Here is a 24,248-nt window from a genome sequence, read left to right as displayed (position 1 = left end):
TAAAGGAGCTGTCATGTCACGGCAGGGCGCCTATATTTTCGGCTGCGCAGGTCTGACCCTGTCCGAACGGGAACGCCGGTTTTTTGAGAAAACGCAGCCCTGGGGATTTATTCTGTTTGCCCGAAATGTGGACAGCCCCGATCAACTGCGCGCTTTGACGGCTGATCTGCGCGGCACGGTCGGCCGAAATGCCCCTATCTTCATTGATCAGGAAGGCGGCCGGGTTGCGCGCATGATTGCCCCCCATTGGCGGGAATGGCTTCCGGCGCTGGATCAGGCGCAGTTCAACAAACGCAACGCGACACGCGCCATGTATTTGCGCTATCGCCTGATTGCGGACGAGCTTTATTCCGTTGGCATTGACGGAAATTGTGCCCCGGTGGTTGATCTTGCCTTTGCCGACACCCATCCCGTCCTGCGCAATCGCTGCCTTGGCGAAGATGTGGTGCATGTGGTGGAGCGGGCACAGGCCGTGGCCCAGGGCTTGCTTGAGGGCGGGGTGCTGCCGGTGGTGAAACACTTGCCGGGGCATGGGCGGGCCACGATGGACAGCCACCTGGACCTGCCCCATGTTGCCACCCATGCGCGAGAGCTGCACAACACTGACTTCCTTGCCTTTTCGGGGGTTTCGAACCTGCCCCTTGGCATGACCGCGCATATCGTGTTCGAGGATATCGACCCGACCGCGCCCGCCACCCAATCCCCCATCATGCTGGACCTGATCCGTAAGGATATCGGGTTTGACGGGCTTTTGATGACGGATGATCTGTCGATGCAGGCGCTCGAAGGGCCGCTGTCGCTGCGCGCCCGCCGTGCCCTTGCCGCAGGCTGCGATCTGATCCTGCACTGCAACGGGGATCGGGAAGAAATGGCCGAGATTGTGGACGCCACTGGTCAGATGTCCGAGGGGGCGCAGGCGCGGGCCGACAAGGCACTGACCTGGCGCGCCGTGCCCATGGCGGTTGACATAGAGGCGCTGGAGGCCGAGTTTCAGAACCTGATGACAGGTGAAACAGCAGAGAACCCACGCTAGATGGCGGAGCAGGAAGAATTTTCAGAAGACGTCATGTCGGTGTCAGACCGCCTCGCGGCGGAGGCACTGATTGTCGATGTCGATGGGTATGAAGGCCCGCTGGACCTGCTTTTGACCCTGTCGCGCACGCAAAAAGTGGATCTGCGCCAGATCTCGATCCTTGATCTGGCGGAACAATATCTGGGATTTGTCGAAAAAGCGCGCCATTTGCGGATTGAGCTGGCGGCGGATTACCTTGTGATGGCGGCCTGGCTGGCCTTTCTGAAATCCCGTCTGCTTCTGCCCCCTGACCCCACCGAAGAAGGGCCGACGGGCGAGGACCTCGCCGCGCATCTGGCGTTTCAGCTGGAACGGCTGCAGGGCATGCGCGATGCCGCTGCCAAGCTGATGGCGCGTGACCAATTGGGGCGGGATTTCTTCGCCCGTGGTGTGCCCGAGGATGTGACGCGCATTCGCACCGTGACCTATACAGCCACGCTTCTCGACCTGATGCAGGGCTATGCACGGATCCGCACCAAGGACGAGTTTCGCCCTTTTGTCATGGACCGGGAAAGCCTGATGACCATGGAACAGGCGCTGGAACGGATGCGTGACCTCGTGGGTTATGCGGGGGACTGGACCGACCTGTCCTCTTATCTGCCCGAGGGCTGGGTGCTGGATGGCAAACGCCGCCGCTCGGCCACCGCCGCCAATTTTGCCGCCTCTCTGGAACTGGCCAAACGGGGAATGATCGACATTCGCCAACCCGACACATTTGCGCCGATCGAAATTCGCAGGAAATCGTGATGAATGAGCAAGTCGTTGATACTCAGGAAGAAAGCCTGTTTGATGCCCCCCCGATGGGAGAGCAGGAACGCATGGTCGAAGCGATCCTGTTTGCCTCGGGGGAACCGGTCAGCGTGGCGGAACTTGAAAGCCGCATGCCCCATGGGGCGGATGCCGGCGAGGCACTCGCCCATCTGGTGAAACGCTATGAAGGGCGCGGTGTGCGGGTCGTGCGTGTGGGGGATGCCTGGGCTATCCGAACCGCCCCTGATCTGGGCCATCTGATGCAAAAGGAAACGATCGAGGTGCGGAAACTCAGTCGCGCCGCAATCGAAACCCTGGCCATCATCGCCTATCACCAACCCGCCACGCGGGCCGAAATCGAAGAGATCCGGGGCGTTTCCGTCTCTCGGGGCACGATCGATCAGCTGATCGAAATGGAATGGATCCGTTTTGGCCGCCGTCGCATGACCCCGGGCCGCCCTGTCACTTTTGTGGTCACGCCGCATTTCCTGGATCACTTTGGCCTGGAAAGCGCCCGCGACCTGCCGGGGCTGAAAGAGCTGCGCGCCGCAGGCCTTCTCGAAAGCCGCCCGCCCCCCGGCATGATGCCCGGCCCGGACCATGACGACGAGGATGACGAACCAACCAGCGGCCAGAGCGAACTGTTCGAAGATTAATTCCGGCCACATCCTGAAATCGCCGCAATGATGTGCTATATTACCTTTGCGCGCAGATGGGAAAGACAGACATGAACCTCAACAGCATTATCAACATGATCATTCGCCGGGTTCTTGGCCAGTTGATCAACAAAGGGGTCGATGCCGGAATTGATTATGCCGCGAAACGGTCTGGCCGTGGTGAGGCCCCGACAAACGAAGACATGACCCCTGAAGAGCGCAAGCGCGCCCGGCAGGCCCGCCAGATGGTCCGAAAGGCCCGGCAAAGCGCCCGCATCACCCGCAAACTGTTCTGAGAGGCCGAAACCCTTTACGCAAGCGCCGCCGCCACTGGAAACGGAACCGGCATCCAGTCGCCGCTCTCATTTTCTGGTTGAAAATATCCCGGGGTGAGCCTCAACGAGGCGAGGGGCAGCGCCCCTTGGCCCTCTACGTCATTTTGCCTTGAAATGTTTGGACAGTTTCAGGCCCTGCCCCTGGTAGTTTGATTTGATATCAACCCCATAAAGCGCCTCAGGTGTCTGTGACATGCGCTCATACACCAGCCGTCCCACGACCTGCCCATGTTCCAGCACAAAAGGCGCCTCATGGCAGCGCACTTCCAAAACCCCGCGTGAACCTGATCCACCCGCAGCATCAAAGCCAAAACCGGGATCAAAGAAACCGGCATAATGCACCCGGAACTCACCCACCATGGCAAGGTAAGGGGCCATTTCCGCAGCACAATTGGGAGGGATCGCAATCGCCTCCCGGCTGACCAGAATGTAAAACGCTCCCGGATCAAGGATAATCTGCCCTTTGGTGGTGCGCACCTCTTCCCAGTATTCCGCCGGGTCGTAATGGTTAAGCTTGGACAGATCCACCACACCGGAGTGCCGCTTGGCGCGATAGCCTACAAGGTCACCGGAACGTGGTTTCAGGTCCACCGAAAACCCCAGCCCATCGGAAATCACCGGGTCACCGGAAACAATTGGCGTCTCGACATGGACCTTGCGCAACTCCTCATCAGACAGGAATGTGCGGCCCTGCCGAAAGATGATCTGTGTCAGCAACTGACCGGGCTGGGCCACCACCGAAAAGCTCTGCGGACAGATTTCGGCATAAAGCGGGCCTTCATACCCATCGGGAACGCGATCAAATTCGATCCCCTGATCGGTGATCACACGTGTCATCATATCAAGGCGCCCGATTGAGGATTTGGCGCTGGCCGCCCCGGTCATCCCCGCAGGCAAGGACAGGTGTTCCATCAGCGGCACCACATAGACACAGCCCTTTTCCAGCACGGCACCGCCGGTCAGGGGCACTTCATGCATGGTCAGATCGTCCAGACGGTCCGCCACGGTGCGTCCCAATCCCGGCAGGAACGAGGCGCGCACGCGATAGGCCCGCTCCCCCAGCCGCAGATCAAGGCTGGCGGGCTGGATCTGGTCATTCAGAATCGGAGAGGCAGCCGAGATGGCCCCATCGGTGATCATTTGCCTGATCTGCGCATCTGCCAGAACACCCGGTGTCATCGCAATCCTCCCATCGTTTCCCTGAACCCCGAATACAAAAACGCCCACCCCTCAGTGAAGGGGCGGGCTGTTTTGGTCGGGCTAGCAGGACTCGAACCTGCGACCTTCCGTCCCCCAGACGGACGCGCTACCAGGCTGCGCCATAGCCCGACTGAGGCCCTTACATAGTGATTTTCACGGGCGGGGCAAGCCGGAAAACGCAGGAAAGTCACCATTGTCCCCACTTCTTTTGCTCAACGCTTGTTTGATCGGTCCATCTGCGCAAGCAGAGCATCCAGTTGATCCGCAAGGGCCTGCAAAACCGGCAGATGCACATCTGTGCCGCGCTTTCCGATGTCGCGGAGCGTGAGGATCAGGGGGGTGTCCACCTCAGGATCATCCCCTTCGGGGTCGGCCGGAATATGGGACAGGTCGATCTGCGGCGGCAGGTCTGGCTCAGCAGGAGATTCGGGTGGTATCGGGATCTCTTCCGGCTGGGACGTGTCGCTCTCCTCCGGTTCAGAATGAAGCGGGGGGAGGGAGGTGGGATCCGCCTCGGCGTCCTCTTGCCCGTGCTCAACTGCCACCATGTCTTCGGACAGGCCATCCCCCGTGTCCTGTTCGGGGGGCTGCTCAAGGGTCGGGGCAACTGGTGTCTCGCCAGCGTCAAAATCAGGATCGGTGTCAGTGGGATGCGAGGCGTCATCCGCAAGATCGGGCAATTCGGCGCTCAGCGCCTCACCCGTGGCGTCCGGCTCACTGTCGGTGGGGGTGGTCGGGGCAGGGTCCTGCCCCTCGGCTGCCGGGAATGTGGCTGGCGGGTCAGCAGGGCCTGCGTCTGGCGCTTCGCCCGGAAGCGTGTCCGCAAATCCGAACAGATCCATCGGTTGCGGGCTGGCGGGGGGATCGACCGCTTCGCCTTCCTGCGCAGCCTCTGTGGGGGAAGGCTGTTCCGCCTCGGTGTCGGCCTCTCCGGTGACGGTATCTGCGGCAGGCGCGCTCGTCGCGCTCTCTTCCGGCGGCATTTGCTCGGGGAGGGGGGGCAACGGATCGGTTGCGGGATCTGCCGATGTGGTTGGAGTGTCTTCTTCGGTGAAAGCCGACGGCGAAGGCATGGCTTCGGCCGGTGCTGTCGTGTCTGGGGCGGTTGTTACCTCTGTTTGCGCCTCAGCGACGTTCGCATCTTCCCCGTCTTCCATGGTGGAAGGGATGGTGGAAGGATCTGTTGTGACCGGGGCTGCAGACTCCTCCACGATATCCTCTGGGGCCGGGGCAGTGCTGGGCCCGTTCTCCAGAGCTTCGGCGATGGTGCGGTCCTTCTGTGGCAGCGGGGCAAGTGGGTCAGTTGGGGTCGCTGGGGAGGTGTCAGCATCCGTTTCGGAGATGCCAGCCTCTGCAATCTCCTCTGCGGGAGGTGCGGTCACATCCGGGGTGGTCGCTGCGTCTTCATCCGGCTGGGGCTGCCCATCACCGGACTGAGCCTGGCCATCGCGGGCGCGTTCGGCAGGGTCAAAGGAGACCACGTTGCCTTCGGCATTTTGCGGCAAAGGGGGCGAATCGAGCAGGGGGGACATGGCGGCCACATGTTTGACCCCTTGTTCGCGCAGCAGTTTCTGCACGCCGCGAATGGTCATCCCGTCTTCATGCAGCAATTTGCGAATGCCGCCTAAAAGCGCCATGTCCGTGGGGCGGTAATAACGCCGCCCCCCCGCGCGCTTCACCGGTTTGACCTGCGAAAAACGGCTTTCCCAGAAACGGAGGACGTGGGTTGGCACGCCAAGCCAATCGGCCACCTCGCTGATGGTCCGGAAGGCGTCGGGTGACTTTTTGTCCATGGTGTTTTGCCCGGATATTCAGTGGAAAATAGAAAAGAAAGGGGGGAGTTATCCCCCTGAAAACACGTAAATAATCAGCTCTTATTGCCGGCCGTGACACGGTCTTTCATCAGATGGGACGGACGGAAGGTCAGCACGCGGCGTGGGCTGATCGGAACCTCTTCACCGGTCTTCGGATTGCGACCCACACGGGCAGCTTTTTCGCGAACGGAAAAGGTGCCGAAGGATGAGATCTTGACGCTTTCACCATTGACCAGAGAGTCGGACATATGGCCCAGAACGCTTTCCACCAATTGCGCACTTTCATTGCGCGACAGGCCTACTTCGCGGAATACAGCTTCGCTCAGATCCATGCGCGTCAAAGTCTTTTCACTCATTGTTTGTCCCCCTGTAATGTTGTTGCAGAGAGAATGAGTGCTTTGGGGGAGGCTGTCAATAAGCACCCCCAAAATCAATGGCTTGTGTCGTGAGTTGCAGGCAAAAGCCTGCCGGTTACCAGCGCAGGACCACCGCGCCCCAGGCAAGCCCGCCACCGATTGCCTCGGTTACGACAAGCTGGCCTTCTTTGATCTTTCCGGACTTGCGCCCCTCGTAAAGGGCCAGCGGGATCGAGGCGGCAGAGGTGTTGCCATGGTCCTGGACCGTGACAATCACGCGGTCCATCGGCACGCCCATTTTCTTCGCGGTGCCCTGAATAATGCGGATATTGGCCTGGTGCGGCACAATCCAATCCACGTCATCATCGGTGAACCCGATCTTGCCCAAAGCGGCTTCGGCGGTCTCGGTCAGTTTGCCGACCGCCTGCCGGAACAGGGGGTTGCCCTGCATCCGCAGGAAGCCCGATTTCTGGGTGGTTGAGACGCCGCCATCCACATAAAGCATTTCGCGCATGCGCCCGTCTGAATTCAGGTCGGCCGACAGGATGCCGCGATCCGAATTCTCTCCGCGGCTCTCCTGCGCTTCCAGCACCAGGGCCCCGGCGCCATCACCGAACAGCACGCAGGTGGCCCGGTCCGTCATGTCAAGGATGCGCGAGAAGGTCTCGGCCCCGATCACCAGGACACGTTTGGCCTGACCGGACAGGATCAGCGCATTGGCATTGGTCAGGGCAAAGACAAAGCCTGCGCAAACCGCCTGAACGTCAAAGCCAAAGCCGCGGGTCATGCCCAACTCGTTCTGCACCATGGTGGCGACCGAGGGAAAGGTCAGGTCCGGGGTGGAGGTGGCCACGACAATGGCGTCGATATCATCCGCGTCCAGACCGGCATCCGCCAGGGCTTCGCGCGCGGCCTTTCCAGCCATTTGCGATGTGGTCTCATCCTCTGCCGCAAAACGGCGCCGTTCAATGCCGGAACGCGCCCGAATCCATTCGTCGGACGTGTCCACAATGCCTTCAAAATAGGAGTTTTCCACCACGCGTTCGGGCAGATAATGCCCAACGCCTTTGACCACCGCGCGAATTGTCATGCCTGCTCTTCATCCTTCGTTGACATGTCATCTTGACGTAGGGTTCCCGAGGATGCAACCCGTGCGGCAAGTTTCTGATTGAAGCCCGACCGGGCCAGCGTGAAGGCCAGTTTGACGGCCGATGAAATGGCCACCGGATCCGCCGATCCATGGCTTTTCACAACCGTGCCGTTGAGGCCCAGGAACACGCCGCCATTGGCGCGACGCGGGTCCATGCGCAGCTTGAGCCGCCCTAGCGACGCCTTGGCGATCAGCGCGGTCAGCTTGGCCAGAACGGTCTCGGTGAAGCTTTCACGAATAAAGCCTGCCATCAGGTTGGCCGTGCCTTCGGCGGTTTTCAGCGCCACATTCCCGGTGAACCCGTCCGTGACGATCACATCCACCTGATCCGAGGGGATATCGACACCTTCGACAAAGCCGACAAACTCGATATTCGCGTCCTCTGCCGCGTTCGTGATCAGCTCATGGGCCGATTTCAGAACCGGGTGGCCTTTGTGCTCTTCCGTGCCGACGTTCAGCAGGCCGATACGCGGGCGGGCGATGCCCAAACCGTTGCGCGCATAGGACGCGCCCATCATCGCATATTGCAGAAGATCGGTGTCGTCGGCGCGAATATCGGCCCCAACGTCCAGCATGATGTTGAACCCGCCGGGATTGCGCGAGGGCCAGAGGCAGGCAATCGCAGGGCGGTTCACCCCGGGCAGCTTGCGCAGGCGGACCATCGACAGAAGCATCAGCGCGCCGGTGTTGCCGCAGCTGACCGCCACATCCGCTTCGTGGTTGCGCACCGCATCAATGGTGGCCCACATCGAGGTCTCTTTGCCATTGCGCATGACATGAGACGGTTTGGCATCCATCGTCACCACTTCCTGAGTGTGACGGATTTCCACCCGGCCCTGCAGATTGGCTTCGCGCGCAATCAACGGTTCAAGGGTGGGTTTGTCGCCATGCAGAAGAAACCCGATATCCGGGTTCTTTTCTGCAGACAGCGCAAGGCCGGCAACCACGGCTGCCGGCCCACGATCGCCGCCCATGGCGTCGATCGAAATAATGGTGCGTTTCGGGGCGTTACTTGTCATTCTTAATTGTCCCTTGGGCGCTGGGGCCCTGCCTGTGGGCCACCCGTGCTTTAGGGACTTTCCTGACATGCCCGCCCCAAGAGGGCAAGAGCCTTACGCTGCGTCTTCGTCGTCGAAGTCGGCTTCACCAGCCATGGCCACCACTTCACGGTCGTCATAGTGACCGCAGGAGGGGCAGACGTGGTGCGGGCGCTTCAGCTCGCCGCAATTGGTGCATTCGTTCGGGTTGGCAGCAACCAGAGCGTCATGTGCGCGGCGGTTGTTGCGGCGCGATTTCGAAACTTTGTTCTGTTGGACAGCCATCGTCTCAACCTTTGGTTTGGGGGCGCGGGGCCCGGGTTTAATCGGGGGCAATCACGCCCATGTTCATGTTCAGTTTCCTGAGTCTCGGCGCGTCATACGCGATCTCGCGGGCGCTGTCCAACTCATCTTGCAGAAAGAAGCCGCGAAAATACGTATTTTCTGTCATGTTGCAAGGGGGAATGGTGCAAAAGGTGAAATAGGCTGAAAGCGCGTGGTCCGGGACGGGTGTCCCGGGGCGATCTGACAGCCTGATCTGACTGATCTGATGGCGGATCCGGCGTGGTGGGTCAGTTGTCGGATGGGTCAGATTCGCCTGACAGCTTGTCCCGCAGCCCGGCCAGTCCCGCAAAAGGCCGCGCAGCCTCATCCGTCATTGGGGTGATGCCCGGTTCGGTGAAATTCTGTGCCTCAAGTGCGGCCCCCTCGGCGCGCGGGTAAAGCGGCAGCGCCAGCGCCAGCGCCTCGATCAGCACCTCGCCCAGATCAATCTCCGTACCAAGCGGTTCCTGGGTGACGTCATCGGGCATTTCCACCTCGTCACCTTCCGGGGCCGTGACCAGCCCGGCAATCCAGTGGCGGCTGACCTCGTCTTCGATCCGGGTCGTGACCGGCGCCAGGGTGACAACACAGTCCTGCGTCACGGTGGCCCCAAGGCGCGCCTGCATTTTCCAGTCGCGTTTTCCCATCGGCGCGAGGGTGCCGGTAAAGCGGATTTTGCGCAGGGCGGGCACGCCAATATCTGCAGCGATTGCACGGCACTGCGCCTCGCTTGGGATGATCTCAAAGGCGGTGGCCTCATTCGGGCTCAGATCCGCAACGCGGATCGGGTGGGTGAAGAGAAGGGCGTCTTTTGGCTGGGTCATGATGTATGTTTCTTGAACGTTTTGCGATCCTAGGGTAAGCCGATACGCGAGACAGGTAGGAAAACGCAATATGCCATAAGGGGCTGTGAGTGGACAGACTTGTATTACAAGGTGTTTGCGGACGGGTTTCCCGCGGTTTGGTCACCATGCCCAACCAATGGCGGTTTGCGCAAGCCCTGTTTGGTGAAATTTAGCGATGCGTCTTGAGGGGGGCCAATGTCAAAATTGAAGCGCGTGGGGCTGGCAATACTGCTGGCGGGCAGCGTGGCGGCTTGCTCGGCAACCTATCGTAATCACGGCTATATGCCGACGGATACGGATATTGCTGCCCTTCAGGTGGGTGTCGATACCCGTGAAAGCGTGGCGGAAACCGTCGGACAACCGGGCACCAGCGGTCTGTTGACCGACGGGGGCTGGTATTACGTGCAAAGCCGGTTTGAGCATTTCACCTATAATGAACCGAAAGAGATCGACCGTCAGGTGCTGGCCATCAGCTATGACACCGCAGGTAAGGTCGCCAATATCGAGCGATTTGGCCTGGAAGATGGCCGCGTGGTTGTTTTGGATCGGCGTGTGACAGAAACCGGGATCGTCGGGGTTGGCTTCCTGCGCCAGATGTTCGGCTCGCTCGGGCGGCTTAATGTCGGGGATATTATCAGCGGGAACTGAACCGGTTTTTGCAAGAATTTAGATAAAACGCCCGGATCACCCGTCCGGGCGTTTTCATGTCTGTGGGGCATGTCTGTGGGCGTGCGTGTCAGTCCTTTTTTGTCCCTGGGCCGGGTTCGAAACTCAGGCAGACCCCGTTGATGCAATAGCGCAAACCGTTGGGGCCGGGGCCGTCCGGGAACACATGTCCCAGATGGGCGCCGCAATCGTCGCAATGCACCTCGGTGCGGGTCATGCCGAAACTGCGGTCAACCTCTTCGCCAATCGGGGCATCGTCACGGGGGGCGGAAAAGGCGGGCCATCCGCAATGGCTTTCGAACTTTTCCCCCTTGTCAAACAGGGCGGCCCCGCAGCAGACGCAGTGAAAGACACCGTCGCCCTCGGGAAAGCCGGGATGCGAGAAGGCGCGTTCCGTAGCGGCCTTTCGTGTGACCTGAAAGGTCAGTTCGTCTTGCAGCTCGGCGCGCCATTCCTCGTCGGTTTTGGTCACTTTGGCCATGTCGCCTCTCCCTTTTCGCTTTTCTTGATCTCATTCAATATGGTTGGATCAGGCAAGGGTCATACTGCTGTCACATAATTGTGCCAGCGAGCAGACCGATAGAGCCAATAGTTAGGGTGCGCGCGGGATGGCGCCAAGGGCGGAGAAACAAGGATGCCGAAAACGTGTGCCCCCCGTTACCGGGTGCGTCTGGCCGATGGGGAGGGGGATCGGATTGCAGCGCAAAAGCTGCGGTTTCGGTGTTTCCGTGCCGGGCAGGCCAACCAACCCGATCCCTCCGGGCAGGAACCCCGTGACCATGACGCGTTTGACGCGCATTGTCGCCACGTGTTGATCGAACGGATGGAGGACGGGGCGCTGATGGCCTGTTTTCGCCTGTTGCCGCTTGCGTCCGGGGCCGAGATCGCGCGGAGCTATTCCGCGCAGTATTACGACCTGTCCGCGCTGTCGACCTATGCGGAGCCATTGCTGGAACTGGGCCGGTTCTGTATCGCTCCCGACGGGGCGAAGGAAGCCGATGGGGCGGATATCCTGCGTCTGGCCTGGGCTGAGATCACGCGGGTGGTGGATGCGGAAAGGATTGGACTGCTTTTCGGGTGCAGCTCTTTTCAGGGAACCGACGTGGCCCGCTACCTTGATGTCTTTGGGGTTCTGCGTCAGGCCCATCTGGCCCCGGCCCAGCATGCCCCCCGACGCAAGGCCCCCGAAGTGGTGCCGTTTGCCAAGGAAGGTCCGGGCGGGCGGCCCCCCGACCGAAATCAGGCGTTGCGGCTGATGCCCCCCTTGCTGCGCAGCTATCTGAGTATGGGAGGGTGGGTCAGTGATCACGCGGTTGTGGATCGTGACCTGAACACGTTGCATGTGTTCATCGGGGTGGAAATTGCCGCCATCCCCCCCGGTCGGGCACGTCTGCTGCGGGCTTTGACGCAGGATGGGTAGGGAAGGGGCTTTGCCCCTCTGACTGCGTCATTCACCCCAGGATATTTTTGACCAGAAAATAAGGACCGGGGGTTTCTGGTGCGGCTTTGGCGTTGACCTGTCGCATCAGGCCGCCTAACTCCTCCTCATGGCACGTATACCTCTTTTGCAAATGTCCGGAATTTCGCTGACCTTCGGGGGCGATCCTGTTTTTGATGATCTTGATCTGGTGGTGCAGCCCGCGGATCGTGTGGCGCTGGTCGGGCGCAACGGGTCGGGGAAATCCACCTTGATGAAAGTGATGGCCGGTATGATTGAGCCGGACCAGGGGGAGCGGGTGCTGTCGCCCGGGGTGTCCGTGGGGTATATGGAACAGCACCCGGACCTGTCTGCCTTTGCCACATTGGGTGATTTTGCCGTGAGCGGGCTGGAACCCGGCGAGGAGTATCTGGTTGAGCGGGTGGCCGAGGGGTTGAAGATGAACCTTGAAGCACCGGTAGGGACCGCCTCTGGCGGAGAGCGCCGGCGGGCGGCGCTGGCGAAACTGCTGGCTGAGGCCCCGGATCTGATGCTGTTGGATGAGCCGACCAACCACCTCGATATTCAGGCCATTCAATGGCTGGAAGATGAGCTGAACTCCACCCGTGCAGGATATGTTCTGATCAGCCACGACCGCGCATTTCTGCGCAATCTTACCCGTGCGACCCTTTGGGTGGATCGCGGGCAGGTGCGTCGGCAGGAAAAGGGATTTGAACATTTCGAAACCTGGCGCGACAAGACCTGGGAAGAGGAAGACCAGGGCCGCCACAAGCTCAATCGCAAGATCAAATCCGAAGCGCGCTGGGCGGTCGAAGGGATATCGGCGCGACGCAAACGCAATCAGGGGCGGCTGCGTGAACTGGCCAAGCTTCGCGACGAACGCGCGGGGCAGATCAAACGCAAGGGCACGGCTGAGATGGTGCTTGAGGCGGGGCCGAAATCCGGCCGCCGCGTGATCGAAGCGCAAGGTATTTCAAAGGCCTACGGGGATAAACTGATTCTGCGTCCGTTTGACCTGCGGGTCATGCGCGGTGAGTGCGTGGCCTTTGTCGGCCCCAATGGCGCGGGCAAAACCACGCTTCTGAAAATGCTCATTGGTCAGGAAACCCCGGATGACGGCTCTGTCTCGTTGGGAACCGGCATTGAAATGGCGGTGTTTGACCAGAACCGTTCGACCCTGGTGGAAGATGACAGCCTGTGGGAAAACCTGACCGGGGACCCGGAGATGCGCGTCTCCGGCAAGGCCGACCAGGTGATGGTGCGGGGATATCCGAAACATGTGGTGGGCTATCTCAAGGAATTTCTCTTTGATGAGGCGCAGGCCCGGGCACCGGTCAGGTCCTTGTCCGGCGGGGAAAAGGCGCGGCTGATTTTGGCCAAGATCATGGCGCGGCAATCCAACCTGCTGGTGCTCGACGAACCGACCAACGACCTTGACGTGGAAACGCTCGACCTGCTGCAGGACATTCTTGGGTCGTATGACGGCACGGTGCTGCTGGTGAGCCACGACCGGGATTTCCTCGACCGAGTGGCGCATCGCACCATTGCGATGGAGGGCAACGGGCGCGCGACGATCTACCCCGGAGGCTGGTCGGATTATCAGGCACAGAAGGGCGAAGAAGACCCAGCGTTGCCGGCAAAGAAAAAATCCAAGCCTGCCGAGAAGCCGAAAGCCGAAAAATCCGCAGCACAAACCACTGGCCTCTCTTTTACCGAACAGCATCGGTTGGAGGCATTGCCCGATGAGATTGACCGCCTGATGGCCGAGATTGCCAAACTTGAAGAGTTCCTGATGGACCCAAACCTCTTCACGGATGCGCCGATCAAGTTCAAGAAAGCCTCGGAAGGGCTGGCAGAACGGCAGATAAAACTCGCGCGCGCCGAAGAGGAATGGCTGGAGCTGGAGGAAAAAGCAGAGGCGGCGAAATCCTAAAGCGTTTCGAGATTAACTTGAGACACAAGTTGATTTCGAAACGCCCGCAACATCAGTAGGATTCGAGCGTTTCGCCTCATTATTGTGTCTCAATAATAAGTCGAAACACTTTAGTATTTTCGCTTTTTTCTTGCCCCAAATACCTTGGGGTGAGCCGCGCAGAGGCGAGGGGCAAAGCCCCTGATCCGAGTGAAGCGAGGCCCTGCCCAAGCCTGTCGACCGGCAGGTCGTAAAGGCGCGGGAGTGTTCCCGCGCGCGCCTGATCACCCTTTCAGGTGAATGTTGAACTTGGCCCGGATCTCCGCATCCAGCATGGGATCTAGGGCGGCCTGCGACGGCTCCGCCAGAATGGCCTCCTTGCGTTCGGTCGCTTTGGCGATCAGGTCTGGTTTGTCGTTTTCTGCCCATTCCTTGGGCGAGGTCCGATCTCCATATGTCGGATAGACATAATCCGCCTGCATCCGGCTGAGGGTCTGTGGGGTGCCAAGGTAATGCCCCGGCCCCTCAAGGCAGACCGAGGCGATCTGGTCCAGTGCAAGCGTCTCATCCGTCACTTCGATCCCGCGCACCACGCGCTGGGCCTGTCCAATCAGGTCATCGCCAAGGATCAGGCTTTCATGGCAAAATCCCAGCAACGAGGCATGCATGCCGGCCGCTTCATAGATCATGTTCACCCCGGCCAGCCCGGCGGTGACATTGGAACACATCTGTTCCCAGCCGGCCTGCATGTCCGGCAGTTTCGCGTCTGACGCCCCAGCGGCTGCTCCGCCGGGCAGACCGTAAAAGTGGTGCATCTGTGCACATCCAGAGGTTAGCAGGGCCTGCTCTCCTGATCCCACCGACATGGCGCCGGTGCGCAGGTCCAGACCGAAGGGCCAGGTGCCCATGATGGCCGGGTGGCCGGGTTTGACGGCATTGACATAGACCAGACCAGCGAGGCATTCGGCCGTGGCCTGCACAATGGCGCCTGCCACGGTGGAGGGGGCGGTGGCGCCCGCCATGCCCGCAGACAGCAGCAGCACCGGCATGCCGGCCTTGATCACCTCTTCCATCACCTGACAGCTTTCGGTGGCAAATTTCATGGGTGGCACCACAAAGCAGTTGGAGTTTGACACGAAGGGCCGCTCGCGCCATTTCTCTTCGCCGCCCGCCATCATATGCAGCAACTCCATGGCCGGTTTCACGAAATCCGGTTCGGTGAAAGAGACGCCGATATGTTTGGTGGTGCCGGTCACGCAGGCGTAGATTGAATTCAGGTCCATCTCGCAATTGTCAGCGATGTCACGGCAGACCATGGGGCGTTGCAGGAAGTGGATATTGTCCAGACGATCCGCGATACGGGCCGCGTCATGCAGGTCCTGTACGGTGCTGTCGCGGTAATTGCGGCCCTGCACATCCACCATGCTGACCGCAGCGCCTGCGGTGCCGTAATGGACGCGGTTGCCGCCCAGGTCCAGGTCACGTTTTGGATCGCGCCCATGCAGGGTGATCTGTTTTGCCGCCATGGCCAGGCTGTCTTCCACCAAAGCACGCGGAAAGCGCAGCCGCCCGTCTTCGCCCAGGATGGCCCCCGCTTTGGTCATGTATTCAATGCCGCTGGGGGGGGCATCGGCAAGGCCGATTGTCTCCAGTGCCTCAAGGGCGGCGTTGTGGATGCGCAGCACATCCGCATCGGAAAGCGGTTGATAGGTGCCGCCCTCCATTCCGGGACGCACGGGGCGGATCGCATCGGTCAGGGGGGCTGCGCGCAAAGCCTTACGGGCTGCGCGACCGCCGGAACGGCGGGCAGAAGGTGAACTCATATCAAGGTCCATTTATCAGAGAGTGTATCTTGGGGTGGAATGCCAAAGCCACGGGGCAAATCGCGGCCCGTGCTCAGCTGCCACCCGGTCGCCCACGTGCGGCCCGGCCCCGTTCGGCGCCAATGGTCCTAACCACAATGGAAATGAGCCAGTTAAAGCTGTCCATTTCGTCCTCCCTGTTTCCAATAAGAAACGAGTGCAGAACGTGATTCTTTTCCGTTTGCGTCATAATTGCATGTCGCAATTGGACGCTGTCACGACGGAATGTAACGATTATCCCCGCAAGATCATGAACATGGCCACATAATGCATCCCGGCGGCGATCAGCACATGCCCGTGCCAGATGGCGCGGTTGAAAGGCAGGTGATCGCGCAGGTGAAACAGCGTGCCCAATGTGAACAGCACACCGCCGCCGACCAGCAGGATCAGGACGCCAAGGCTGAAAGAGGCGATCAACGGGCCTATGGCCAGAACGGCAAGCCAGCCCTGCATCAGCATGAGTTGAAAGGTAAACCGTTCAAACCGGCCAAAAAAGAACAGTTTCAGGGTGATGCCGATCACGGCGATGGTCCAGACTGCCAGCATCAGCGCCACCCCGTTGGTGCCGCCAATGCCAATCAGAGCAAGCGGGGTGTAGGAGCAGGCGATCATCAAGAAGATCGCTGCGTGATCAAAGCGGCGCAGCACGGCGCGGGCTTCGCGGTGAAGGGTCATGTTATAGGCAGCTGAAAGCAGGAACGTGGCCAGCAATCCGGCTGCGTAGATGGCCACCAGCGGCAAATGCCCCATTGGCCCCGCATGGGCCGCCCAGATGATCAACCCGGTGGCGCCAGCAAGGGCGGCAATCACCCCCACCCCGTGCACGACACCATCGGCGACATATTCCTGAAATGTGAATTCTTCTCCAAACTCCATATCGCTACCCCTTGCGGCGTTTCGACTTTTCCCTGTTTCAGCGTAAAGTCGAAACGCTTTAAATGCTGCTCATGCGGGGTGTCGAAGGGTTTGCAAAAAGCTGCTCGGCAACACGCCCACAAACAATCTCGTGCAGGGCGACGTGACCTGTAATGTCCGTGATCCGTGCCTGACGCACGGTTCAATGCCATGAGTTCGGGATCCTTCTGGATGTGACTTTCTGTGCAATGTCGGACATGAAGGCCTATCGCCTTGGGACCGGTCCTTTCATGTTAGCGCAAAATCGAGGCGATTTGTGGTCAAACCTGATCAACTCATTGTCAGGATGCCGGAAACAGTCCCGCCTGCGCCTGATGACCTGTTCTGATCATCAGGATTTCATGAACATGTAAAGATTTCCTTGCCTTAGAGGTCGATTGCAAGTTCCGAGAGCACTTTCGGCACCATCATCACATCCTCCCGCAGGCAATCGAACTGGCCGACCTGCACACGAATGACAAATTTCCCCTCATGATTTGTCTGGGTCAGATAGATGCGCCCGTCGCGATTCACCTGCTCCAGAAGGGCTGCGGTTTTGGCGTCATCTTGGTATTGGAAGGTGAACAAAGAGAGGATCGGCGGGGTGGTGATCTCGAACCCGTCCAGTTTGGCGATGGCCTCCGCGGCTTCTTTTGCCCAGGTGACGTGGTTGCGAATGCGGTCGCGCAGACCTGTCAGGCCCTCGGCGCGCAACAGGAACCAGATCTTCAGGGCGCGGAAGCGGCGGCCAAGCGGCAGGGTCCATTCATTGTAATTGACGACCTCATCCGTTCCCTGCGTTTTCAGGTAATCGGGTCTCAGCCCCATTGCCCCGATCTGGGGGGCGGGGTCCCGCAGAAACTGGATTGCGCAATCGAACTGCGCGCCCAGCCATTTATGCGGGTTGAAGACAATGCTGTCGGCGGCGTTGATCCCCGCCCAAAGCGTGCGGAATTCTTCGCAGATCATCGCGGATCCCGCCCAGGCCGCATCCACATGCACGGTGAGGCCATGGGCATGCGCGACCTTGATACAGTCGCCCACCAGGTCGCAGGCCCCGATCGAGGTGCCCCCGACACAAAGCACGACGCCTGCCGGTTTTCGGCCCGCGTCACGGTCGGCGCGAATAAGGGCATCAAGCGCCACCGGGTCCATCGACCAGGTGGCGTGGTCGGGCAGGGTGGGCACCTTGACAAGGTTATCCTGCCCGATGCCGCACAGGCGCACCGCCTTGTCGACGCTCGAATGGGTCTGGGCGCTGGCATAGATGCGCAGGGTCGGGCCACCGGCCAGCCCTTTGCTTACGCCCTCATGACCAAGGGCAAGTTCACGCATCGTGGTGACGGCGCAAAAGGTGGCGGTGGTGGCGCTGTCGTGAATGGTGCCGGTGAACGCCTCGGGCAGCCCCATGCCGTCGCGCAGCCAGCGGATCACCAGCTCCTCCATCTCATTTGCGGCCGGGGCGGTCTGCCAGAGCATCGCCTGACAGGCCATGGCATTGGCCAGTTGCTCTGCCAGCATCGACGCAGGGGCCGCATTGGCTGGGAAATAGGCGAAAAAGCGCGGGTGCTGCCAATGGGTCATCGCGTCCGGCACCAACCGGGTGAAATCGTCAAAAATCGTTTCGATCGGTTCGGGGGTTTCCGGCACCGGTGCGTTGATTTGTGCCAGAAAAGCGCCGGGCGTGATGTCCGGGCGCACCGGGCGCGCGCGCAGCCCCTGATGGTAGTCGCGCGCCCATTCGGCGGCTTTTGTGGACCAGGTGACCAGATCGTCGTGGTTCATGTCGAGCTTCCGTTTCCCTGTATCTGTCGTGTCGCCTGTTCTTTTGTGGGGCTTCAGTTGGTGTTCCGGGCAGGCAAAAGAAAAGAGGGGCCGTAGCCCCTCACTCCATGATGCTTCAGGCGTTTTCCAAGGCAGATATGATTGCCGAGAAATCATCAGCTTTCAGGCTGGCCCCGCCGACCAAGGCACCGTCCACATTCGAGACGGCAAAAATCTCACCCGCGTTGTCCGGCTTGACGGAACCGCCATAGAGCAGGCGGGCCGAACGGCCCACGCCTTCGCCAAAGCGCCGCTCCAGGCGGGAGCGAATGAAATCATGCACTTCGCCGATCTGGTCCAGCGTCGGCACTTTGCCGGTGCCAATCGCCCAGATCGCTTCATAGGCCACGATGAGATTTTCGCCGGTCACTTCATCAGGGATCGATCCCGCCAATTGCCCGCCAATGATATCAAGCGTGTTGTTTGCTTCGCGTTCGTCGAGGCTTTCGCCGACACAGATCACAACCTTGAGGCCCGCTGCAATCGCCGCAGAGGCTTTCTTGCGCACATCCGTGTCACTTTCGTTGTGGTTCTCTCGACGCTCGTAATGGCCAAGGATCACATGGCTGGCGCCTGCGTCTTTCAGCATCTCGGCAGAGATGTCACCGGTATGCGCGCCCGAGGTGGCCGCATGACAATCCTGACCGCCAATGGCAATCTGGCTGCCCGCCGTGTCACGGGCGCGAGAGATCAGCGTGGCGGGCGGGCAGACCAGCACCTCGCAGGAGGGGGCGGCATGATGCGCCGACAGCTTTTCCAATTCTGCCAGGTTGCTTCCCAGCCCGTTCATCTTCCAATTGCCTGCTACCAATTTACGCCGCATCGCGGATCCTCCAATACTGTTTGCCCCGTTTTCAGGGCTGGGGCAGGGGGCGTCAAGGGGGCATTAAGGCGCGAGATCAGGAGGGCTCCGAATTCAAAGTTATTTCTGGAAAATTGTCGTCAAATCTATGGTGCGCAATACGGGCGAATTCATTTGTGGTGTTTTCTGCTAACAAGATGTCGGCTTTTATGTTTGCAATTATGTTGCCCAAGATCACATTTAGCTGAGCAATGCGAAGGTCCCAATTTGTCTTATGTTCAATGGGAATGCTTTCTTTAGATATGCGACCAACAAGCTCTCTTTTAAATCCCGGCAGGCTCTCTAACCATTCCTCGAATGCTAAACGCTGTTTTGAATATTCATTCAGCAAGTGGTGCGTGTTGCTGGCACGCGCTTCCACCAAAAGCATATTGCTAATAAGCTCACTCTCTTTTTCGGATATGAGGAAAGCGAATTCCTCCGCTTTCAGTCTCTCCGGTTCCAGGAAGAGACCCGCAGTTGGCCCAACGATTTGACACGGCTCGTAGACTTGCAGGTCATCTTGGTTTGCTTCCTCATAAAAGCGGTCGATGTGGCTCTGTATGTTTGCGAGCAAGTTGGCCCATTGGGTGAGCTTGATGTGGCCAGAAATAGCATTTCCAGCTTCCAAGCGCTTTCTTTCTTCGTCGCGTTTTTTGCGTTCCGATTTCTGGTTTAGTGTGAAAACAATGAGGGCCGTAGCCGTAGAAATTCCAGCGCCCAAGAGGGTGGCCATTAGTCTTGGGTCTAAGCTCTCGTGCATTTAACTATTCGCATTGTTTAATCAAAATAGGAAATTTACTTGGTAGGGTCTCAACTCAGCTTCGGCACCCCGTTCGGGAAGGCTTCGGTCAGTTCTTCGACGCTTTTGAACGTCACCGATTCCCCGCAGCCACAGGCCTCGTCCACATTGGGGTTGTTGAACTTGAAGCCGCTTTCCAGAAGACCGGTTTCATAGTCGATCTCGGTGCCGAACAGGAACATCTGTGCGGTGGGGGCAATGAGGATACGCGCACCGTTATGTTCGACCACCTCATCATGGGGATCGGCCTGATCCACATAGTCCATCGTGTATTCCATCCCCGCACAGCCACCCTTTTTCAGGCCGATGCGCAGACCGGTATGGCCTTCTTTCTCCATCAGTTTGGAGATCTGCTTAGCGGCCCGATCCGTCATGGTCAGGGCCTGTTTGCCGGGGATGCCGAACATGTTGTGCTCCTTTGTGCCCAATCTGATGAGCCTGACAAATTTAGGGTGTTATTCGGAATGTCTCAAGGGGGGAGAAGCGCCAATGCCTCTTTTGTGAGGAAAGCCACCCCCATCGCCCATCCAAATGAGGCAAGCGTGCCGATAATCACATACTCAGAGGCCCGTTGCCCCTTGCGGGTAGTGTCGAAGCGCAGAACCGATTTCGCGGTGAGCAGGAAGCCGATGCCGATCGGGCTGTCAAACAGGATCAGGAAAAAGACGAAGATGCGCTCAAGCAGGCCAATCATGCGCCCTGCATTTTTCAACCCCTGAATGGCAAAGCTTTGCGGGAAGCCACGCATGAGGCCCCCCACAATCGGCCCGCCCATGAAGGTGGCAATCAGAAAGCCTGCGATTAGGATGGCTGGCCCCGCCATATAGGGCGTGGCAAAGCCCCAGATCCCATGCACGAAGGAAAGCGGCCAGAGGAGCGCCACCCAGAAGATCGTGGCCAGATGCGCGATCTGATCCGTAAGAAAGGCCCAAAGCCGTGCGCCCTGCCGGGCCGGCAGGGCGTAGGTTTTGAGCGTATCAATGATCGCATGGGCCACGGTGATCCCCAGCGCAGGCTGCCAATCGCCCCCCAGCGCAAACAGACTGGCCGCTCCGACCACCGCGATATGTGAGGCAAACACATCCAGCCGCCGCTTCTCGCGCACCATTGCGTTGGTCTGAAACACGAAGTCGGCGAGCAGATGGGCGATGAGAAGGGCCAGGAAGGTTTCAAGCATCGTGATGTCTTTCGGGTGGGGCTGTTTCGATCAGCGCGAGCGCGGCGTTTATGGCGGTATAGCCTGCCGATTTCAGGGATTGTGCCACGGCCTGACGTGAAATGCCGAGGTGTTCGGCGATGTCTTGCTGTGTTCGGCGTGTTGGCGCGAGGGCAAGGGCCATCGTGGCGGCCTGTGCCTGTGTCCATTCCCGCGAAATATGATCTGCCAGCAGATAGGCGGCAGAGAGTGGCCCGCCATCCGCATGTTGCATCAGGCTGTTACGGGGGAGTTTTTCGAGCAAGCGCCCGGAATGTGTGAATGCCGGGCCATGGCCATAATTCGGGTCGTTCATTGCTTTGTCGCTTAGAGCACCTTCGCCGACGGCTACGACGATGCGGGTTTGAAATGCCCCCGCAGACATAAGTGAGGAGCGAAGGAACAGCGCGGCCCTCAGTGAACGCCCAGGTGCAAAAAGTGTCGTTTGCCAGCCGTCCCCACCGCGACGCCCAAAAACAGTTGCTGTCTTTGTATCGTGTGGAGGCCATGCAGAAATCATCATTGCCGCCTGTTGGAGCGTTTCAATTGCCCGGTCCAGCTCTCCTGAAGAGAGGGCAGAGGAGTTCACGATATCTCCGGTGAGGACGGCAATCTGTGGCATATGCAAGTTATATCGCTTGCTTTTGGCAAATGCAAGTTATTTTGCTTGCTTTGATGTATTGCAACTGAAAGCAGTTGCGAACTTGTCGGGGCAACAAAAAAGGCAGGCGCTGGGCCTGCCTTCGGATCTCTTGAGGGGGAGGGCTTACATGAAGCCAAGCTCCAGACGCGCCTCGTCCGACATCATCTCCATGCCCCAGGGCGGCTCCCATGTCAGGTCCACATTGACCTGCTTCACACCTGCCACCGGTTCAATCGCCTCAATGATCCAGCCCGGCATGTCACCAGCCACCGGGCAGCCCGGCGCGGTGAGGGTCATGATGATATCCACTTCGTTCTGCGCGTTGATCTCGATCGTATAGATCAGGCCAAGGTCATAGATATTGACCGGGATCTCCGGGTCGAACACCGTGCGGCAGGCCTCTACCACATCATCATAAAGCGGATGCTCGGTTGAGGAGGGTTTGATCAGTGGCTCACCTTCGAGCTGGTCTTGCGATTCCATGGTCATCTGGAAAGTCCCGTTTTATTCCTGAGCGAACATATAAGGATTACATGCTCCGAGGTCCAGAGGACCAATGCCGCAGGGTGCGGAAATTGCCCATGATGCAGATCAAACCCGCCTGAAACGCTCGGGAACCATGCCAATCCGGGCGGAGAACTGTCCTCTGGCGCGATTCCCCTCTTGGCATTTTCCGACAATTGCGACATTCGGGGGATATGACACAGGATACGACCACATTCAGCTATACCCTCAAAGCCACCGATGGGCGCGCCCGCACCGGGGTGATCTCTACCCCACGCGGAGAGATCCGCACGCCTGCCTTCATGCCGGTGGGCACCGCGGCCACCGTCAAGGCGATGATGCCGGAAAGCGTGGCGGCGACCGGGGCGGATATCCTGCTGGGCAACACCTATCACCTGATGCTGCGCCCCACAGCGGAACGTATTCACGCGCTGGGCGGGCTGCACAAGTTCATGAACTGGTCGAAACCGATCCTGACCGACAGCGGCGGGTTCCAGGTGATGAGCCTCTCGTCCCTGCGCAAGCTGACGGAAAAGGGCGTGACCTTCCGATCCCACATTGACGGCTCAAAACACGAGCTGACCCCGGAACGCTCGATGGAGATCCAGCGCCTGTTGGGGTCTGACATTGTCATGTGTTTCGACGAATGCCCCGCCTTGCCTGCCGACCGCAAACGAATTGCCGAAAGCATGCGCCTGTCGATGCGCTGGGCGGAGCGGTCGCGCGAGGCCTTTGGCGACCGTCCGGGACATGCGCTGTTTGGCATCATGCAGGGCGGGCTTGAAAAGGACTTTCGTGAGGAATCGGCCAAGGCGCTGATAGAGATCGGCTTTGATGGCTACGCAATTGGTGGTCTCGCAGTGGGTGAGGGGCAGGAGGCAATGTTTGACTGCCTTGAATTTGCGCCGGGGTTCCTGCCCGAAGACAAGCCGCGCTACCTGATGGGGGTTGGCAAGCCGGACGACATTGTCGGGGCCGTGAAGCGTGGGGTGGACATGATGGATTGCGTGTTGCCCTCGCGATCAGGTCGCACCGGACAGGTCTGGACCCGCCATGGCGTTCTGAACATCAAGAATGCCCGCCACGCAGATGATCCGCGCCCGGTGGATGAGAACTGCACATGCCCGGCCTGCCGCAATTATTCGCGCGCCTATCTGCATCATGTGTTCCGCTCGAACGAGATGATCTCGGGGATGCTACTGACCTGGCATAACCTGCATTATTTCCAGGAGATCATGCAGGGGATGCGTGATGCGATTTTCGAAGGGCGGTTCGACGCCTGGGAGGCCGAGTTCCACGCGCAGCGGGCCCAGGGGGACATCGCGCCGTTGTAAGCAGGTCCGGAGGGCCGCAGCTCCGGGCGGCTCACCCTTCTTCGACCAGCGAGATCCGAAGGGTGGACCCGTCACATATCTGCCCGGTGCTCCAAGGATCAACCGGTTCGGTGACACAGTCGATCAGCATCCAATGCCCCGGCGGACCAAAGGGCAGGCGGGTTGAAACCGTGCCCTCATCGCTGTTGTGCCATTTGGGGATCAGTTCAAACAGATCGTCCATCACCACGTCGATTGCGAGGCTGGCAAGGTGCGGCCCGGTGATGCCCGCAAAAGAGATGGCCACCCTTGTCGGATCTAGATGACCACCAGCCAGAAAACTGGCATGGGTCACATTTTCCTGATCTTTCCCGGTTTTTTCACTGAGATAGTCCGGGAAAATGGCAAAGCTACCCTGAAAGTGGCCCTCACGCGCAAGGTTGCGGATAAGGCGGTGCATCATTTCCGCAGTCAGCAACGGGGTGGGCATCTGCGGGGCGGAAGGAGGTTTCGCTGGCGCAGGATCGGTCTTCTGCGATGATCGCTTGAGAAATTTTAGCATCCTGAAATCTCCGAATTCATGTCGGAAGGTATTTTAAGCAGGAGAATCACCATATTGCGGCGCGTTTGTGAAAAAAACGTGGTTAAACCCCCAGGCGATGCGCGAGGGCAACGCGATCCCGCCGGGCAGGAAACCGGAAGGGCATTTGCCTTCCCACAAAACCATGTGGTTTTCCGCCCTCTCACCGGGATTGGCCCCTTGCACCTTCCGTCCGGCACAGGCATGGTTTGGGACAGCGCGTATGGGCTGGATC

Annotated in this window: 27 protein-coding genes and 1 tRNA gene; 8 read left to right on the top strand and 20 right to left on the bottom strand. The window is 59.5% G+C overall.

Annotation, left to right across the window (positions count from 1 at the left end; all coding sequences use genetic code 11):
* Window positions 1–13 precede the first annotated feature (13 nt).
* Genes AKJ29_RS06520 through AKJ29_RS06505 form a run of 4 tightly spaced genes read left to right on the top strand, consistent with a single transcriptional unit; the run spans window position 14 to window position 2,774 of the window.
* Window positions 14–1,033: a glycoside hydrolase family 3 N-terminal domain-containing protein gene (locus AKJ29_RS06520; protein ID WP_055189191.1), complete on the top strand. Its 1,020-nt coding sequence runs from the start codon at window positions 14–16 to the stop codon at window positions 1,031–1,033.
* 33 nt (window positions 1,034–1,066) lie between these two features.
* A complete protein-coding gene (locus AKJ29_RS06515; protein ID WP_375542823.1) occupies window positions 1,067–1,819 on the top strand; it encodes a segregation and condensation protein A in 753 nt (250 codons plus the stop codon).
* The gene (gene scpB / locus AKJ29_RS06510; protein WP_055189187.1) at window positions 1,819–2,478 is read left to right on the top strand and encodes an SMC-Scp complex subunit ScpB; all 660 of its coding nucleotides are present in this window, start codon (window positions 1,819–1,821) and stop codon (window positions 2,476–2,478) included. Before AKJ29_RS06515 ends, scpB begins: the two co-directional genes overlap by 1 nt.
* Window positions 2,479–2,534: 56 nt before the next feature.
* Window positions 2,535–2,774, top strand: coding sequence for a hypothetical protein (locus tag AKJ29_RS06505; RefSeq protein ID WP_235477315.1), 240 nt, complete (start codon window positions 2,535–2,537; stop codon window positions 2,772–2,774).
* Between the two features lie 138 nt (window positions 2,775–2,912).
* On the opposite strand, the gene AKJ29_RS06500 is transcribed toward AKJ29_RS06505, so the two are convergent.
* From AKJ29_RS06500 to AKJ29_RS06465, 9 genes are all read right to left on the bottom strand, one after another.
* A complete protein-coding gene (locus AKJ29_RS06500; RefSeq protein ID WP_055189181.1) occupies window positions 2,913–3,992 on the bottom strand; it encodes a 2'-deoxycytidine 5'-triphosphate deaminase in 1,080 nt (359 codons plus the stop codon).
* A 73-nt stretch (window positions 3,993–4,065) separates the two neighbouring features.
* Window positions 4,066–4,142 (bottom strand) — tRNA-Pro (locus AKJ29_RS06495).
* A gap of 83 nt (window positions 4,143–4,225) precedes the next feature.
* Window positions 4,226–5,806 (bottom strand): MerR family transcriptional regulator, encoded by a 1,581-nt coding sequence (locus AKJ29_RS19975; protein ID WP_235477313.1) that lies wholly within the window; start codon window positions 5,804–5,806, stop codon window positions 4,226–4,228.
* Window positions 5,807–5,880: 74 nt separating this feature from the next.
* Window positions 5,881–6,183, bottom strand: a complete 303-nt coding sequence (ihfA, locus tag AKJ29_RS06485; protein ID WP_055189179.1) for an integration host factor subunit alpha — start codon at window positions 6,181–6,183, stop codon at window positions 5,881–5,883.
* A 115-nt stretch (window positions 6,184–6,298) separates the two neighbouring features.
* Window positions 6,299–7,273 (bottom strand): beta-ketoacyl-ACP synthase III, encoded by a 975-nt coding sequence (locus AKJ29_RS06480; protein ID WP_055189177.1) that lies wholly within the window; start codon window positions 7,271–7,273, stop codon window positions 6,299–6,301.
* A complete protein-coding gene (gene plsX, locus AKJ29_RS06475) occupies window positions 7,270–8,352 on the bottom strand; it encodes a phosphate acyltransferase PlsX (protein ID WP_055189175.1) in 1,083 nt (360 codons plus the stop codon). Before plsX ends, AKJ29_RS06480 begins: the two co-directional genes overlap by 4 nt.
* 93 nt (window positions 8,353–8,445) lie before the next feature.
* Window positions 8,446–8,655 carry a 50S ribosomal protein L32 gene (rpmF, locus tag AKJ29_RS06470; protein WP_055189173.1) on the bottom strand — a complete coding sequence of 70 codons (210 nt, stop codon included), beginning with the start codon at window positions 8,653–8,655 and terminating at the stop codon, window positions 8,446–8,448.
* A gap of 37 nt (window positions 8,656–8,692) precedes the next feature.
* Window positions 8,693–8,821 carry a hypothetical protein gene (locus AKJ29_RS20305; protein ID WP_256415719.1) on the bottom strand — a complete coding sequence of 43 codons (129 nt, stop codon included), beginning with the start codon at window positions 8,819–8,821 and terminating at the stop codon, window positions 8,693–8,695.
* 121 nt (window positions 8,822–8,942) lie between these two features.
* Window positions 8,943–9,518: a YceD family protein gene (locus tag AKJ29_RS06465; protein WP_055189170.1), complete on the bottom strand. Its 576-nt coding sequence runs from the start codon at window positions 9,516–9,518 to the stop codon at window positions 8,943–8,945.
* 216 nt (window positions 9,519–9,734) lie between these two features.
* Between AKJ29_RS06465 and AKJ29_RS06460 the strand changes: the two genes are divergently transcribed.
* Complete coding sequence (locus AKJ29_RS06460) at window positions 9,735–10,187, top strand: outer membrane protein assembly factor BamE (RefSeq protein WP_055189168.1); 453 nt, start codon at window positions 9,735–9,737, stop codon at window positions 10,185–10,187.
* 88 nt (window positions 10,188–10,275) lie between these two features.
* On the opposite strand, the gene msrB is transcribed toward AKJ29_RS06460, so the two are convergent.
* Window positions 10,276–10,686 (bottom strand): peptide-methionine (R)-S-oxide reductase MsrB, encoded by a 411-nt coding sequence (msrB, locus tag AKJ29_RS06455; RefSeq protein WP_055189166.1) that lies wholly within the window; start codon window positions 10,684–10,686, stop codon window positions 10,276–10,278.
* A gap of 153 nt (window positions 10,687–10,839) precedes the next feature.
* On the opposite strand from msrB, the gene AKJ29_RS06450 reads away from it, so the two are divergent.
* Together AKJ29_RS06450 and AKJ29_RS06445 are read left to right on the top strand one after the other, a co-directional pair.
* Window positions 10,840–11,625 (top strand): GNAT family N-acetyltransferase, encoded by a 786-nt coding sequence (locus AKJ29_RS06450; protein ID WP_055189164.1) that lies wholly within the window; start codon window positions 10,840–10,842, stop codon window positions 11,623–11,625.
* 127 nt (window positions 11,626–11,752) lie between these two features.
* Window positions 11,753–13,576 carry an ABC-F family ATP-binding cassette domain-containing protein gene (locus AKJ29_RS06445; RefSeq protein WP_055189162.1) on the top strand — a complete coding sequence of 608 codons (1,824 nt, stop codon included), beginning with the start codon at window positions 11,753–11,755 and terminating at the stop codon, window positions 13,574–13,576.
* A gap of 263 nt (window positions 13,577–13,839) precedes the next feature.
* Here AKJ29_RS06445 and AKJ29_RS06440 read toward each other — a convergent pair whose 3' ends face one another.
* The 9 genes from AKJ29_RS06440 to AKJ29_RS06400 form a co-directional block, all read right to left on the bottom strand.
* Window positions 13,840–15,390: a trimethylamine methyltransferase family protein gene (locus AKJ29_RS06440; RefSeq protein ID WP_055189160.1), complete on the bottom strand. Its 1,551-nt coding sequence runs from the start codon at window positions 15,388–15,390 to the stop codon at window positions 13,840–13,842.
* Between the two features lie 261 nt (window positions 15,391–15,651).
* A complete protein-coding gene (trhA, locus tag AKJ29_RS06435) occupies window positions 15,652–16,293 on the bottom strand; it encodes a PAQR family membrane homeostasis protein TrhA (RefSeq protein ID WP_055189158.1) in 642 nt (213 codons plus the stop codon).
* A 405-nt stretch (window positions 16,294–16,698) separates the two neighbouring features.
* Window positions 16,699–18,096, bottom strand: a complete 1,398-nt coding sequence (locus AKJ29_RS06430; protein ID WP_055189156.1) for a pyridoxal phosphate-dependent decarboxylase family protein — start codon at window positions 18,094–18,096, stop codon at window positions 16,699–16,701.
* 115 nt (window positions 18,097–18,211) lie between these two features.
* Window positions 18,212–18,958 (bottom strand): triose-phosphate isomerase, encoded by a 747-nt coding sequence (tpiA, locus tag AKJ29_RS06425; RefSeq protein ID WP_055189154.1) that lies wholly within the window; start codon window positions 18,956–18,958, stop codon window positions 18,212–18,214.
* A gap of 76 nt (window positions 18,959–19,034) precedes the next feature.
* A complete protein-coding gene (locus AKJ29_RS06420) occupies window positions 19,035–19,712 on the bottom strand; it encodes a hypothetical protein (RefSeq protein WP_139231369.1) in 678 nt (225 codons plus the stop codon).
* 77 nt (window positions 19,713–19,789) lie between these two features.
* Window positions 19,790–20,185, bottom strand: a complete 396-nt coding sequence (locus AKJ29_RS06415) for a HesB/IscA family protein (RefSeq protein WP_055189150.1) — start codon at window positions 20,183–20,185, stop codon at window positions 19,790–19,792.
* A gap of 62 nt (window positions 20,186–20,247) precedes the next feature.
* On the bottom strand, window positions 20,248–20,955 hold the full coding sequence (locus tag AKJ29_RS06410) for a DUF3307 domain-containing protein (RefSeq protein WP_055189148.1): 708 nt from the start codon (window positions 20,953–20,955) through the stop codon (window positions 20,248–20,250).
* Window positions 20,948–21,595, bottom strand: coding sequence for a helix-turn-helix domain-containing protein (locus tag AKJ29_RS06405; protein WP_055189146.1), 648 nt, complete (start codon window positions 21,593–21,595; stop codon window positions 20,948–20,950). The genes AKJ29_RS06410 and AKJ29_RS06405 overlap by 8 nt, the downstream gene beginning before the upstream one ends.
* A gap of 144 nt (window positions 21,596–21,739) precedes the next feature.
* Window positions 21,740–22,105, bottom strand: coding sequence for an SUF system Fe-S cluster assembly protein (locus AKJ29_RS06400; RefSeq protein WP_055189145.1), 366 nt, complete (start codon window positions 22,103–22,105; stop codon window positions 21,740–21,742).
* A gap of 209 nt (window positions 22,106–22,314) precedes the next feature.
* Here AKJ29_RS06400 and tgt point away from each other — a divergent pair, with 209 nt between their 5' ends.
* A complete protein-coding gene (tgt, locus tag AKJ29_RS06395; RefSeq protein ID WP_055189143.1) occupies window positions 22,315–23,454 on the top strand; it encodes a tRNA guanosine(34) transglycosylase Tgt in 1,140 nt (379 codons plus the stop codon).
* Window positions 23,455–23,485: 31 nt separating this feature from the next.
* Here tgt and AKJ29_RS06390 read toward each other — a convergent pair whose 3' ends face one another.
* The gene (locus AKJ29_RS06390; protein WP_152972430.1) at window positions 23,486–23,923 is read right to left on the bottom strand and encodes a hypothetical protein; all 438 of its coding nucleotides are present in this window, start codon (window positions 23,921–23,923) and stop codon (window positions 23,486–23,488) included.
* Window positions 23,924–24,248: the final 325 nt, after the last annotated feature.

Origin of the sequence: Aliiroseovarius crassostreae (assembly GCF_001307765.1) — a bacterium.
Classification (GTDB): domain Bacteria; phylum Pseudomonadota; class Alphaproteobacteria; order Rhodobacterales; family Rhodobacteraceae; genus Aliiroseovarius; species Aliiroseovarius crassostreae.
Note: the sequence above shows the minus strand (reverse complement) of the source record. Positions and strands in the feature narration are given on the sequence as shown.